This window comes from Streptomyces sp. NPDC059255 (assembly GCF_042752355.1).
Classification (GTDB): Bacteria; Actinomycetota; Actinomycetes; order Streptomycetales; family Streptomycetaceae; genus Streptomyces.
Window position 1 is genome coordinate 46,928 of sequence record NZ_JBHYZP010000026.1, and the last position, 12,859, is coordinate 59,786.

A 12,859-nucleotide genomic window follows, 5' to 3' on the forward strand; every position below is an offset into this window, starting at 1 on the left:
CGATGCCCTCATCGACACCCCATAGAATTGAAGCCAACACCCGGCGATACGGCCGGGTGGTGACCCGAGGAGCCACCCATGGCTGCTGAGCTGCATGTCGAGCTGGTCGCCGCGGACCGGCAGGTCTGGTCCGGCGAGGCCACGCTGGTCGTCGCGCGTACCACCTCCGGCGACATCGGCGTCATGCCCGGTCACCAGCCGCTGCTCGGTGTGCTGGAGTCGGGCCCGGTGACCATTCGTACGAGTGACGGCGGAACGGTCGTGGCGGCTGTCCACGGCGGTTTCCTGTCGTTCGCCGACAACAAGCTGTCGCTGCTCGCGGAGATCGCCGAGCTGGCGGACGAGATCGACACCCAGCGCGCGGAGCTGGCGCTGGAGCGTGCCAAGTCGGGCGAGGACGACGCCGCCGAGCGTCGCGCCGCCGTCCGGCTGCGTGCGGTGGCGGCCCATTAAGGGTCGTCGCAACGGATTCACCCTCAGCCGCGGCTCGCTCCGGACCACTCCGGACCGGGTCGCGGCTGAGGCGATGCGGGTGCGGTACAGCGGTATGCGGTTCCTGTTCCGGTAACTGGATGAGGCGAGGAGGTCGGTGTTGATGGTCCTCGCTCTGCTTGTCTGCGGACTGGTCGTCGTACTGGTTGCGGTGGGGCTCTTCGTCTTCGGGCTGCGCCGACGGCTGATCCAGCGTTCCGGTGGCACCTTCGACTGCAGTCTGCGGTGGAACGTCCCCGAGGAGCCGGATCTCTCCGGCAAGGGCTGGGTGTACGGGGTGGCCCGCTACAACAGCGACCGCATCAACTGGTTCCGGGTCTTCTCGTACGCCCCGCGCCCCCGCCGTACGCTGGAGCGCTCCGCCATCGAGGTGCTGGCCCGCCGCGCCCCCGAGGGCGAGGAGGAGCTGGCGCTCCTCTCCGACGCGGTGATCCTGGGCTGTACGCACGACGGCGTCAAGCTGGAGCTGGCGATGAGTGACGACGCGCTCACGGGCTTTCTGGCCTGGCTGGAGGCGGCGCCGCCGGGACAGCGTGTGAACGTCGCCTGAGCAAGACATCGCCTGAGCGGAAGGCGCCTGAGCGGACGTCGCTCCATGGGCGCGGGAGAGGGGCGGCACCGCGTGCGCGGCACCGCCCCTGTGGTACGTGGTCATCCGTGTGAGTCGGATGTGCGAGCGAGCGGTCAGCCGAGTCCGCTGTTGATCGCCGTCACCAGTTCACCGTCGGCCGTGTCCCCGGTGAAGTCCCAGAAGAACGCGCCGCCCAGGCTCTGCTGGTTGGCCCAGGTCATCTTGGACCGGATCGTCGCCGGGGTGTCGTAGCTCCACCAGTTCGTGCCGCAGTACGCGTACGCCGTGCCGCCGACCGTGCCGTTGGCCGGGCAGCTGGTCTTGAGCACCTTGTAGTCCTCGATGCCCGCCTCGTACCTGCCGGGTGCCGGTCCGGTCGCGGTGCCGCCGGGGGCGGCCTGGGTGACCCCGGTCCAGCCGCGTCCGTAGAAGCCGATGCCGAGCAGCAGCTTCTTGGCCGGCACGCCCTGCGCCTTGAACTTGGCGATCGCCTCGGCGGAGTTGAAGCCCGCCTGCGGGATGCCCGGGTACGAGGTGAGCGGGGAGTGCGGGGCCGTCGGGCCCTGCGCGGAGAAGGCGCCGAAGAAGTCGTACGTCATGACGTTGAACCAGTCCATGTACTGGGCCGCGCCCGCGTAGTCGACCTTGTCGATCTTTCCGCCGGCCGAGGCGTCCGCCGTGACGGCGGCGGTGACCAGGTTGTTCGCGCCGAACTTGGCGCGCATCGCCTGCATCATGTTCTTGAAGACGGCCGGACCGCTGGTGTCGCAGGACAGGCCGCACCCGTTCGGGTACTCCCAGTCCAGGTCGATGCCGTCGAACACGTCGGCCCAGCGCGGGTCCTCCACCAGGTCGTAACAGGACTGCGCGAAGGCGGCCGGGTTCTGCATGGCCTGGCCGAAGCCGCCGGACCAGGTCCAGCCGCCGAAGGACCAGAGGACCTTGATGTTCGGGTTCTTGGCCTTGAGCTTGCGCAGCTGGTTGAAGTTGCCGCGCAGCGGCTGGTCCCACGTGTCGGCGACGCCGTCGACGGACTGGTCGGCGGTGTACGCCTTGTCGGTCGCGGCGTAGCTGTCACCCATGACGCACTTGCCGCCGGTGACGTTGCCGAACGAGTAGTTGATGTGCGTGATCTTGCTCGCCGACCCCGACGTCACCAGGTTCTTGACGTGGTAGTTCCGGTCGTAGACGCCCCACTCGGTGAAGTAGCCGAGCTTGACCTTGGCGCCCGGGTTGCCCGGGTCGGTGGAGCCCGTCGTACGGACCGCGCGGGCGCCGCTGACCGGGCCCGTCTGGTCGGCGGTGTCGCGCGCCTGGACGGTGTACGAGTAGTCCGTGCCCGCGCTCAGTCCGGTGTCCGTGTACGTCGTGCCGGTGACGGTGGCGACCTTCGAGCCGCCGCGCAGCACGTCGTAGTTCTTGATGCCCTTGTCGTCGGTGGCCGCGCTCCAGCTCAGCTTGACCGAGGTGTTGGTGATGTCGCTCGCGGTCGGGGTGCCCGGGGCGGAGGGCGGGTTGTCGCCCGGCACGCTGGGGCCGCCGTCGCAGGAGGCGCCGTTGAGCTTGCAGCCGGTGGGGGAGCCGGCGCCGGAGCCGTTGAAACCGAAGCTGATCGAGGCGCCGGCCGCGAGCGTCCCGTTCCAGGACTTGTTCTTCGCGGTCCAGTGGTTGCCGGAGCCGGTGATGTCGGCGTCCCAGCCGGAGGTGACGGCGGTGCCGGAGGGGAAGTCCCACTCGACCGTCCACGAGCTGAGGGCGGTGGTTCCGGTGTTCTTCACCGTCCACTTGCCCTCGAAGCCGGTGCCCCAGTCGGAGACCTTGGTGTACGTGGCGGTGGCGGAGGTGGCGGCCTGGGCCGGGGTGGCCAGACCGACCAGGGCCGCGAGGGGGAGCAGCAGGGCGGTCAGGGCGGCGACGCTGCGGGAACCGCGTCTGCCTCTGTCTCTGCCCCGGTCTCTGTCTCTGGATCTGTGGGGATGGCGGATGAGTCGGGTGTTCAAGGCGCGCTCCTGGGGTGAGAACCGGAGTACGTACCGGACGGGCTCACACCGCGGGGCTCACCGCGGTGTGTGCGGTGAGAGTAAGAAGGTCTGGACCACTCGTCAATAGGTCCAGACCAAAGCCGAGGTCCCGGCGCATCCGCCTGCCGGGGTTCCTCAGACGCCCAACTCCTGGGCGAGCACGGCCGCCTGGACCCGGCTGCGCAGCTCCAGCTTGCCGAGGACCCGGCTCACATGGGTCTTCACCGTGGCCTCCGCCATGTCGAGCCGCCGTGCGATCTCCGCGTTCGACAGCCCTTCACCCAGCCGGGAGAGCACCTCGCGCTCACGGCGCGTCAGCACGTCCAGGATCGCGGGATCGGGCCCGCCGGGCGCCCGCACCGGCCGGGGCGCCGCGAACTCCGCGATCAGCCGCCGGGTGACCGCGGGCGCGATCAGCCCCTCGCCGCGCGCCACCGTCCGTACGGCGGTGAGCAGTTCACCCGCCTCGGCGTTCTTCAGCAGAAAGCCGGAGGCGCCCGCGCGCAGCGCCCCGAAGACATACTCGTCCAGGTCGAACGTGGTCAGCACGAGGACGTCGGCCAGCCCCTCCGCGACCACCCGCCGGGTCGCCGACACCCCGTCGAGGCGCGGCATCTGCACATCCATCAGCACCAGGTCGGGGCGGAGCTCACGGGCGAGCGCGACCGCCCGCTCGCCGTCCGCGGCCTCCCCGACCACCTCGATGTCGGGTGCGCTGCGCAGGATCAGCACCAGCCCCGCCCGTACCGCCGACTGGTCCTCCGCGACCAGAACCCGGATCGTCATCGTGTCGTGTTCCCTTCCCCGGCCCGCCGGGCCGGTGCGACGGGCAGTTCCGCCCGTACCACCCAGACCTTGTCCGCCCCGTCCCCGGTGGTGACCGGGCCCGCCTCGAAGACCCCGTCCAGCAGGGCGACCCGCTCGCGCATCCCCACCAGGCCGGCGCCGGACCCCGGGGCGCGCGGCCCCGGCCGGTCGCCGAACGGGCTGGTGACCCGTACGTCCAGGGTGCGGCCCGTGCGCCCCAGTTCGACGGCGACGGTCCCGGGCGCCGCGTGCTTCAGCGCGTTGGTCAGCGACTCCTGGACGATGCGGTACGCGGCCAGCTCGACCGGTGCCGGCAGCGCGCCCCCGGACCCGGTGCCTCCCACGCCCGCCGCCTCCGCGCCCGCTCCGTCCTGCCGCCCGGCGTCGCGCCGGTCGGTCAGTGTGAAGCGGAGCCCGCTGGGGGCGCCGTTGGTACGGGCCTGCTCCAGCAGGGCGTCCAGCGCGTCCAGGGCCGGCGCGGCGGCCGGCTCCCGCTCCCCGTCGCCCTCCCGCAGCAGCCCGATCAGCCGCCGCATCTCGGCGAGCCCCGCCACGCTGTTCTCCCGGATGACGGCGAGCGCGTCCCGGCTGGTGCGCGCGTCGTCGAGGGAGAGCGCGGCGGTCGAGTGGATCGCGATCGCCGAGAGATGGTTGGCGACCATGTCGTGCAGCTCACGCGCCATCCGCGAGCGCTCCGCGGTCACCGCCTGCGTCCGGTCGATCTCCGCCAGCAGCGCCGTCTGCTCCGCCCGGAGCCGGGCCGTCTCGGCGGCCTCGCGATGGTTGCGTACGAGGGCGCCGGTGGAGGCGGGGGCGAAAGCGACCAGTGCGGTGGCCACACCGATCAGCAGGGACTCCACCGTCTGGAGCCAGGCGGTGAACCCGACGGTCATCGCCACCGTGACGAACACGGTGGTACGGGGGATACGGCGGGCGGCGGCCGGGGTTCCGTACACCACGGCCGCGTAGATGATGTCCGTGAACATCAGCACCGTCGCGATGCTGCCCGCCGTGAACTGGTCCGCGACCAGGGCGACCGTCCCCGCGATCAGCGCCACCCGCGGCGCGGTCCTGCGCAGCAGCTCCAGGCCGGCCGTCACGACCAGCGGCACCAGCACCCACGCCCCAGGCAGCAGCCCCACCGCCTTCGTGTCCAGCCCGATGCCCCACAGGACCAGCCCGCCGCACAGCCCGGCCGCGGCGATCAGCACGTCGTCGCGGTGCGGTCGCGGGAGACGCGGCGCGCGGCGCCCGGGGGAGCGGAGCCGGGGCGGGGAGGCGATCACCCCTCCATCCAACACGGCCCGCCGCGCCCCGGCCTCCACACTCCGGCGGAGCCCGCGCTCCCTCGACGTACACCGAAGGATGCAGTTCCCTCTCGTCACCGCCGACGACGCGGGGCGCGGATGGCGCCGGGAGGCTGGGGAGAACGAGGGAAAGGGGAGGTCAACCGTGATCGTCACGCTGATCGTCATCTGCGAGGTCGGCTTCTGGGTGCTGCTGGCCGGCGGGCTCGCGCTGCGCTACCTGGCGGGGATGAGGCGTCTGGGCGCGGCGGTCCTGCTGCTGGAGCCGCTGCTGGAGGTCGTCCTGCTCGTCGTCACGGCCGTCGACCTGAGGAACGGCGCGGAACCGGACTGGAAACACGGTCTCGCGGCGCTCTACATCGGCTACACCGTCGCCTACGGCCACTACACGGTGACATGGCTCGACGGCCATGCCGCGCACCGTCTCGCGGGCGCCCCGCGCCCGCCGAAGCCCCCGCGGTACGGCGCGGCACGCGCCCGTCACGAGGCCACGCTGTGGCTCCGTACGCTGCTCGCCGCCGCGATCGCGATCGGGCTGCTCCAGCTCGCGATCGCGTACGTGGGCGACGCGAACGACACCGGGTCCCTGACCGCCTGGCAGGGCACCGCGCTGCGGGCGGCCGGGATCCACGGGGTGATCGCCCTGACGTACGCGCTCTGGCCGAAGAAGCCCCCGGCGGACTCCGGCGACCCGGCCCGGGCGGAGCGCCCCGAGCGGTTGACGAAACGCTGAGCCGCGGGTGCGTCAGCGTTCGCCGCCCGGCACCCAGAGCACGTCCCCCAGCTCCTTGTTGGCCACGCGGGCCAGGATGAACAGGAGGTCGGAGAGGCGGTTCAGATACGTCGCCGCCAGCGGGTTCATCACCTCGCCGTGCGCCTCCATCGCCGTCCACGTCGAGCGCTCGGCCCGTCGCACCACGGTGCAGGCCTGGTGGAGCAGCGCCGCGCCGGGGGTGCCGCCGGGGAGGATGAAGCTGCGGAGCTTGTCCAGGCCCGCCAGGAAGTGGTCGCAGTCCGCCTCCAGCTTGTCGATGTACGCCTGCTCGACCCGCAGCGGCGGGAACTCCGGCGCCTCCACCACGGGCGTCGAGAGGTCGGCCCCCACGTCGAAGAGGTCGTTCTGGACGCGGACCAGGACCTTCACGACCTCCTCCGGGAGCTGCCCCAGGGCGATCGCGGTGCCGATGGCGGCGTTGGCCTCGTTGGCGTCGGCGTACGCGGCGATCCGCGGATCGGTCTTCGCGGTACGGCTCATGTCGCCGAGCGCCGTCGTGCCCTGGTCGCCGGTACGGGTGTAGATGCGCGTCAGTTTGACCATTCGGCCAGCCTAATCAGCCACCGGCCCCGGCGGGCGGCGGCCCGGCGCGGGCGTCGGCCTTCCTCGGGGAGGCGGCGCTCAAGTACGCCGCGCGCGCCGCGTGATGGGGGCGCACGCCGGGCGGAAGTGTGAGGGCGGTGTGCGCGGACGGGGCGCGTCGGTGTGATGTCCGTCATGTGAGACGTGACGCGCATCTCTTCGCCGTTACACGGCGCTCCGTGACCGCTAACCTCCGGCAGGGACAGCGTAAGTAAATACGCGCTAAAGCTGAACAGATGCCGAACGGGAAACGTGGGGTGCGTTGTGGCCAGGAAGCTCGCCGTCGTCGGAGCCGGACTCATGGGGTCCGGCATCGCGCAGGTCTCGGCCCAGGCGGGCTGGGACGTCGTCCTGCGTGATGTGACCGATGGGGCCCTGGCCAAGGGCGTGGCCGGCATACGGGCCTCGTACGGCAAGTTCGTCGCCAAGGGCAAGCTGGAGGAGGCCGACGCCGACGCGGCGCTCGCGCGGATCACCGTGACGACCGATCTGGACGCCGTGGCCGACGCGGACATCGTGGTCGAGGCCGTCTTCGAACAGCTCGACGTCAAGCACGAGATCTTCCGGGCGCTCGACAAGCTCGTACGGGAGGACGCCGTCCTCGCCTCCAACACCTCGGCCATCCCGATCACCAAGATCGCGGCGGTCACCGGGCGCCCGGAGCGCGTCGTCGGTACGCACTTCTTCTCGCCGGTGCCGATGATGCGCCTGTGCGAGCTGGTACGCGGCTACAAGACCAGCGACGAAACCCTCGCCACCGCGCGGGAGTTCGCCGAGTCGGTCGGCAAGACCTGTGTCGTCGTCAACCGTGACGTGGCGGGGTTCGTGACCACCCGGCTCATCTCCGCGCTCGTCATGGAGGCCGTGGAGCTCTACGAGTCGGGCGTCGCGTCCGCCGAGGACATCGACACCGCGTGCAGGCTGGGCTTCGGCCACGCCATGGGCCCGCTCGCCACCGCCGACCTGACCGGGATCGACATCCTGCTCCACGCGGCGGGCAACATCTACGCCGAGACGCAGGACGAGAAGTTCGCACCGCCGGAGCTGATGCGCCGGATGGTGGACGCCGGTGACATCGGCCGGAAGAGCGGGCAGGGCTTCTACAAGCACTGAGGTCCGCCGTTTCCCTCACCCCACGGGGTGAATTCGGTATCGGTTCGCCAACGAACGGCAACTTCTCGGGCCGTCCCGCAGTCAGTTGTTGGAAGACCTGAACAGAACCGCAAGTCAGACCGGACAAGATCAGACCGGACAAGACCAGACCAGAGCAGAACAGACAGATACCGACCGGAGCACGGAAGCATCCTCGGGGAGAGCATATGCACATCAGGGGCGACCACGCCGAGCTGGTCGTCGGGGGCCGCCTCGACGTACGCAGCGCGGCGGACGCCCGTACGGTCCTGCACTCGGCCGTCGACGACGGAGCCGGCGACCTGGTGCTGGACCTGACCGAACTGGACTCCTGGGACGCCACCGGACTCGGCGTCATCATGGGAGCCCACCGACGCGCCGGGCGGTGTGGCCGGAGGCTTGTGCTGAGGGGTGTCCCGCCGCAGATGCAGCGTCTGCTGGTGGCCACCCGACTGCACCGCATCCTCGCCATCGAGGGCGGCATCGCCGCAGAATCGCTCCCTCGGGTCTGACCCGGCCCCACACCGGCCGGGTCCCCGGCGGGACGCGCGACCACCCCACGCACAATCCTCACGAGACCGTGATGTCCAGAACACGGTGCCACCCCGGCTGTTCGTAGATACTGGGCGGAGGTTTAGGGTCGGGCGACAGCGGATCGACGGACCCTACAGAGCAGGCACCGGACCAGAAGCAGCAGATGGGCGTGTGAGGCCGGGGGCGACGGCACGCCATGATCTGGGGGGCTTTTCACCATGGACCCGATGGACCCGATACACCGGGGGCCGGAGGAGCACGGCCGGCGCGACATCGCGCGTGACGACGACGGGCGCGGCGACGGCGCGCGGAACGACACCCCGCGTGGTGACAGCGCGCCCGGTGATCCCCTGTCCGGTGGCGGGCGGTACGGCGCCGAACGCGCCGTGGTGAGCGTGCACGAGGGCGAATCCGCCAGGACCGGCGGCGCGGCGGCCGAGCCGCCGCGCCCGCCCCGCCTGGAGATCACGCCCGGCGTCTCCCCGGCCCCGGCGGCCGGCGCGCCCCCGGCCGTCGCCCACATCAAGGGCGCGGGCCCCATCACCCCGGCGCAGCCCGTCCGTACGGTCCAGCTGGTCTCGGGCGACCTCCTCCTGACGGTCAACCCCGTCGACGGCAGCGAGATCGAACTCCGCCCGCCGGGACGGGAACACACCGCCCCCGCCCGGCGCACCGCCGAGGAGCGCGCCGACGTCCAGCGGGCCGGCCGGCCACCCGTACCACCGGGGCCCGCCGCACCCGCACTCCCGCTGCTGGAGCGGCGCGAGGAGCGCGCGAGGCTGGCGGAACTGCTGGGACGCGGCCGTTCCGTACGGCTCACCGGGCCCGCCGGCTCCGGGCGCACCGCGCTGATCGAGGCGGTGGGCGCGGAGTGCGCGGAGCTCGCGCCCGACGGCGTCGTACGGCTCTCCGGATACCGGCGCACCGCCACCGAGCTGCTGTACGAGCTGTACGCGGCCGTCCACCGCTCGCCGCTCGTCCGCCCCGACCGTGCCGAACTCCTCGCACGCGTCGGGGACATCGGCGCGATCGTGGTCCTCGACGACCTGGAACTGGGCGGCGAGGCGCTGGACGAACTCCTCGCCGCCACCCCGGAGTGCGCCTACCTGTGCGCCGCCACCCCCGAGACCGCCGTGCCCTCGCCGGACGCGCGCCTCGAAGAGGTCGTCCTCGGTGGTCTGGGTCGCGGCTCCTCGCTGGAACTCCTGGAGCATGTCGTCGAACGGCCCCTCACCGACGAGGAGGCGAACTGGGCGGGTGACCTCTGGTTCGAGTCCGAGGGGCTGCCGCTGCGCTTCGTCCAGGCCGGCGCGCTGCTGCGTCAGCGCGACCAGGTACGCGCCGGAGCCGACGCTGTCGACGAGTTCGAGCCCTTCGTGCGCCCCTTCGAGCGCACGCCGGAGCGCACCTCCGGCGCCCCGGGCGCCGAGAGCGCGCCGCCCGCCGGGCCGGCCGTCCCCGGTGGTTACGACGTCCCGCTGCCGACCCTCGGTGAGGGGGCCGCGCCCGCCGCCCCGCTCGCCGCCCGGCTGAGCGAGTCCGCGCGCGCCACACTGCGCTTCGCGGTCGCGCTCGGCGGTGAGGTCCCGCACCAGGCGCACCTGCCCGCGCTGGTGGGCGACACCCACGCGGACGCCGCCCTCGGCGAGCTGATGAGCTGCGGGCTGCTCACCCCGGTCGGCGGCCGCTACCGGCTCGCGCCCGGAGTCGCCGCGCAGCTGGAGGCGCAGGGGTACGGCGACGACGCCGTGGCCCACGCCCTCACCGCCGCCCAGCACTACGCCTGGTGGGCGGGGCACCCCTCGGTCACCCCCGAGCGCGCCGCCGCCGAGGCGGACGCCATTCTCGCCGCGATGGGCCCGCTGGTGCCCGGCACGGAGGCGGGCCACCCCAGCGCCGCGGTCCTGCTGGCCCGCAGCGCGGCGCCCGCGTTCCTCGCGGGGCTGCACTGGGGCGCCTGGGAACGGGCGCTGCGGGCCGGCTCCGAGGCCGCCAGGATGGCCGGAGAGGTCGCGGAAGAGGCGTACTTCCACCACGAGTTGGGCGTGCTCGCGCTCTGCGTCGGCAGCCTGGACCGGGCCCGCGCCGAGCTGGAGGCGTCGATCGGGATGCGCGGCGCCCTCGCCGACAAGATCGGCACGGTCGCGGGGCGCAGGGCGCTGGCCCTGGTCACCGACCGCGAGGCCGCGCTGTCGGGGGCGAAGCCGGCCGTGCCCGTCCCGCCCGTACGGCACGAGGAGTCGGCGGCGCGGGCGGCCGGACTTCCCGAGCTGCCGGGGCTGTCGAAGCCCGCGCACCCGGGGACGGGACCGGCCGCCGGCCACGGTTCCGGGCCGGGCGCCGCCTCGGGGACCGGCCCGGCGTCCGGTGCCGGCGCGGTCTCCGCCTTCGCGTCCGGCTCCGGAACCGGTTCCGGCGAGAACATGACGCTGGTGACCCGGCGCGACACCCCCGTCCTGCCGCCCGGCCCGGGTCTCCGCCCGGCCCATGCCGCCAGGTCCGGGGCGGGCGGCTCCGGCCGCCGCCCGGCGCTGGGCGGTGCCCGCCGTAACCTGGTCGCCGCGGGCGCGGGCGCCGTACTCGCGGCCGTGCTGGGCACGGTGGTGACCCTCGGCGCGACCTCCGGCGGCGACGACGCGCCGCCGGACAAGGTCCGTACGGAACAGTCCACGGAACCGGACGACAGCAACGGCGACGACGGCCGGCCCGCCGAGCAGCCGGTCGACACCTCGACCCGTAACCCCGGTGGCGTCCCGGCCGGACCCGAGTCCCCGAGCCCGACGGGCCCCACGGACAGCGCGTCGCCCTCCGACTCGTCCTCGCCCTCGGGCACCCCGTCCGACGACACCAGCTCGTCCCCCGGCGGCTCCCCGTCCACCTCGGAGGAGCCGGCCGATCCCTCCGGCGAGCCGTCGGACACGCCCAGCGAGTCCTCGGAGGCCCCGTCCCCCTCGACGCCCACCACCCCGCCGACGGGCGAGCCCACCGACGAGCCGCCGGACTCGGACACGGCGCCCCCGCCGTCGGCCCCGCAGACCACGGTGAGCGGCCCGGTCCCGAGCCTGAGCGAGGAGAGGACCGCCGAGCCGAGCGTCGTCGCGTGACGGAGTGAGGGCCTGGCGCTGAGGCGTTGATACGCCGCTACGGCACAACGGCGGGAGGCCCGGCCGGGCGCGGTGTGCGCGCCCGGCCGGGCGTCCCGCCGTACGAGTTGGTGCGAGCCGGTCCGTACGTACGAGCCGGCCGGGCGGCTCAGAACAGGCGCAGCTTGTCGTCCTCGATGCCCCGCATACCGTTGTAGTCCAGCACCACGCAGCCGATGCCCCGGTCCGTCGCCAGCACCCGCGCCTGTGGCTTGATCTCCTGCGCCGCGAACACACCCTTCACCGGCGCCAGATGCGGGTCGCGGTTCAGCAGTTCCAGATAACGGGTGAGCTGCTCCACCCCGTCGATCTCGCCGCGCCGCTTGATCTCCACCGCCACGGTGGCGCCGTCGGCGTCACGGCAGAGGATGTCCACGGGGCCGATCGCCGTCGGGTACTCGCGGCGGATGAGGCTGTATCCCTCGCCGAGCGTCTCGATGCGGTCGGCGAGCAGTTCCTGGAGGTGTGCTTCCACGCCGTCCTTGATGAGACCGGGGTCGACGCCCAGCTCATGGGACGAGTCGTGGAGGACTTCCTCCATCGTGATGATCAATTTCTCGCCCGCTTTGTTGATGACGGTCCAGACGCCGGTGTCCTCGTCCGTACCCTCCTTCAACGTACAGGGCGGAGACATCCAGTTGAGCGGTTTGTACGCCCGGTCGTCGGCGTGGATGGACACACTGCCGTCCGCCTTGACCAGGATGAGACGGGGGGCGGAGGGCAGGTGGGCGGTGAGCCGGCCCGCGTAGTCGACGGAGCAGCGGGCAATGACGAGACGCATGGTCGGAACGCTACTCGACTGCCGCCGCCGCGCGCGATTCGCCCTGGAAGCCCCCGTTCGTTATTGGCCGGTTGTGGTCCCGTTCTCCTGGTGCCGTCCCCCCGGCGCGCCTAACGTGGATGCGGGAGGTCGCCGGTCGTGCACGCTGCGTCGTCGTCGCCTCCTTCCCTGCCCGTAAGGCCCCGTGCCCCGCGGGGTCGCGAGAGGAGAACCCATGTCGCTCGACGTCTCACCGGCACTGTTGGATCAGGCCGAGCGAGGCGAGGTCGACGAATCGGAATTCGTCGACTGCGTCCGGACCTCCCTGCCCTACGCCTGGGAGATGATCAGTTCTCTGGTGGCTCAGCTGAAGGTGGACGGTGGACAGTTCGCCGACAACCAGACGCCTCCGCCGGACGAGCAGGCACGTGGTCAACTGCTGCGCGCGCTCGCGAGTGATGCCATTCGCGGTGCGCTCCAGCGTCACTTCGGAGTGCGGCTCGCGTTCCAGAACTGCCACCGCGTCGCGGTGTTCCCGTTGGACCCCTCGGTCGACGAGCGGCTCGCCCTCTTCACCTCCGTGAGGGCGCAGTTGCTCAACCAGTCCCCTGAACTCCGGGACTGCTGACGGTTTCGGCTGCCGCTCCCGCGCCGTGGGTGAGACCACGGTGCCGGAGCGGCAGCGTCCCTGACGTCCCGTGAGTACTCCGTACGCCGCCCCCGGTCCTCCCCGTCC

The 12,859-nt window shown here is 72.3% G+C and carries 12 protein-coding genes; 7 read left to right on the plus strand and 5 right to left on the minus strand.

Annotated elements, in window-relative coordinates:
* The first annotated feature begins 78 nt into the window (after positions 1-78).
* Together ACFXKG_RS26670 and ACFXKG_RS26675 are read left to right on the plus strand one after the other, a co-directional pair.
* Entirely contained in the window at positions 79-453 is a 375-nt protein-coding gene (locus ACFXKG_RS26670; protein ID WP_382892810.1) for a F0F1 ATP synthase subunit epsilon, read from the plus strand.
* A gap of 142 nt (positions 454-595) precedes the next feature.
* Positions 596-1,042 carry a DUF2550 domain-containing protein gene (locus ACFXKG_RS26675; protein WP_365811397.1) on the plus strand — a complete coding sequence of 149 codons (447 nt, stop codon included), beginning with the start codon at positions 596-598 and terminating at the stop codon, positions 1,040-1,042.
* Between the two features lie 134 nt (positions 1,043-1,176).
* Here ACFXKG_RS26675 and ACFXKG_RS26680 read toward each other — a convergent pair whose 3' ends face one another.
* The 3 genes from ACFXKG_RS26680 to ACFXKG_RS26690 form a co-directional block, all read right to left on the minus strand.
* On the minus strand, positions 1,177-3,063 hold the full coding sequence (locus tag ACFXKG_RS26680) for a glycosyl hydrolase family 18 protein (protein WP_384844042.1): 1,887 nt from the start codon (positions 3,061-3,063) through the stop codon (positions 1,177-1,179).
* Positions 3,064-3,219: 156 nt separating this feature from the next.
* Complete coding sequence (locus ACFXKG_RS26685) at positions 3,220-3,870, minus strand: response regulator (protein WP_384844045.1); 651 nt, start codon at positions 3,868-3,870, stop codon at positions 3,220-3,222.
* Positions 3,867-5,177, minus strand: a complete 1,311-nt coding sequence (locus tag ACFXKG_RS26690) for a sensor histidine kinase (RefSeq protein ID WP_384844048.1) — start codon at positions 5,175-5,177, stop codon at positions 3,867-3,869. Before ACFXKG_RS26690 ends, ACFXKG_RS26685 begins: the two co-directional genes overlap by 4 nt.
* Before the next feature lie 166 nt (positions 5,178-5,343).
* On the opposite strand from ACFXKG_RS26690, the gene ACFXKG_RS26695 reads away from it, so the two are divergent.
* Positions 5,344-5,931, plus strand: coding sequence for a hypothetical protein (locus ACFXKG_RS26695; RefSeq protein ID WP_384844051.1), 588 nt, complete (start codon positions 5,344-5,346; stop codon positions 5,929-5,931).
* A gap of 12 nt (positions 5,932-5,943) precedes the next feature.
* Here ACFXKG_RS26695 and ACFXKG_RS26700 read toward each other — a convergent pair whose 3' ends face one another.
* Positions 5,944-6,516, minus strand: coding sequence for a cob(I)yrinic acid a,c-diamide adenosyltransferase (locus ACFXKG_RS26700; protein WP_384844054.1), 573 nt, complete (start codon positions 6,514-6,516; stop codon positions 5,944-5,946).
* Between the two features lie 303 nt (positions 6,517-6,819).
* On the opposite strand from ACFXKG_RS26700, the gene ACFXKG_RS26705 reads away from it, so the two are divergent.
* The 3 genes from ACFXKG_RS26705 (at position 6,820) to ACFXKG_RS26715 (ending at position 11,324) form a co-directional block, all read left to right on the plus strand.
* On the plus strand, positions 6,820-7,668 hold the full coding sequence (locus ACFXKG_RS26705) for a 3-hydroxyacyl-CoA dehydrogenase family protein (RefSeq protein WP_384844057.1): 849 nt from the start codon (positions 6,820-6,822) through the stop codon (positions 7,666-7,668).
* A 206-nt stretch (positions 7,669-7,874) separates the two neighbouring features.
* On the plus strand, positions 7,875-8,198 hold the full coding sequence (locus ACFXKG_RS26710; RefSeq protein WP_066956508.1) for an STAS domain-containing protein: 324 nt from the start codon (positions 7,875-7,877) through the stop codon (positions 8,196-8,198).
* Between the two features lie 249 nt (positions 8,199-8,447).
* The gene (locus tag ACFXKG_RS26715; protein ID WP_384844060.1) at positions 8,448-11,324 is read left to right on the plus strand and encodes an ATP-binding protein; all 2,877 of its coding nucleotides are present in this window, start codon (positions 8,448-8,450) and stop codon (positions 11,322-11,324) included.
* A gap of 148 nt (positions 11,325-11,472) precedes the next feature.
* On the opposite strand, the gene nucS is transcribed toward ACFXKG_RS26715, so the two are convergent.
* Positions 11,473-12,144: an endonuclease NucS gene (gene nucS / locus ACFXKG_RS26720; protein ID WP_384844063.1), complete on the minus strand. Its 672-nt coding sequence runs from the start codon at positions 12,142-12,144 to the stop codon at positions 11,473-11,475.
* Between the two features lie 214 nt (positions 12,145-12,358).
* Between nucS and ACFXKG_RS26725 the strand changes: the two genes are divergently transcribed.
* Positions 12,359-12,751 (plus strand): SCO5389 family protein, encoded by a 393-nt coding sequence (locus ACFXKG_RS26725; RefSeq protein WP_384844066.1) that lies wholly within the window; start codon positions 12,359-12,361, stop codon positions 12,749-12,751.
* Positions 12,752-12,859 lie beyond the last annotated feature (108 nt).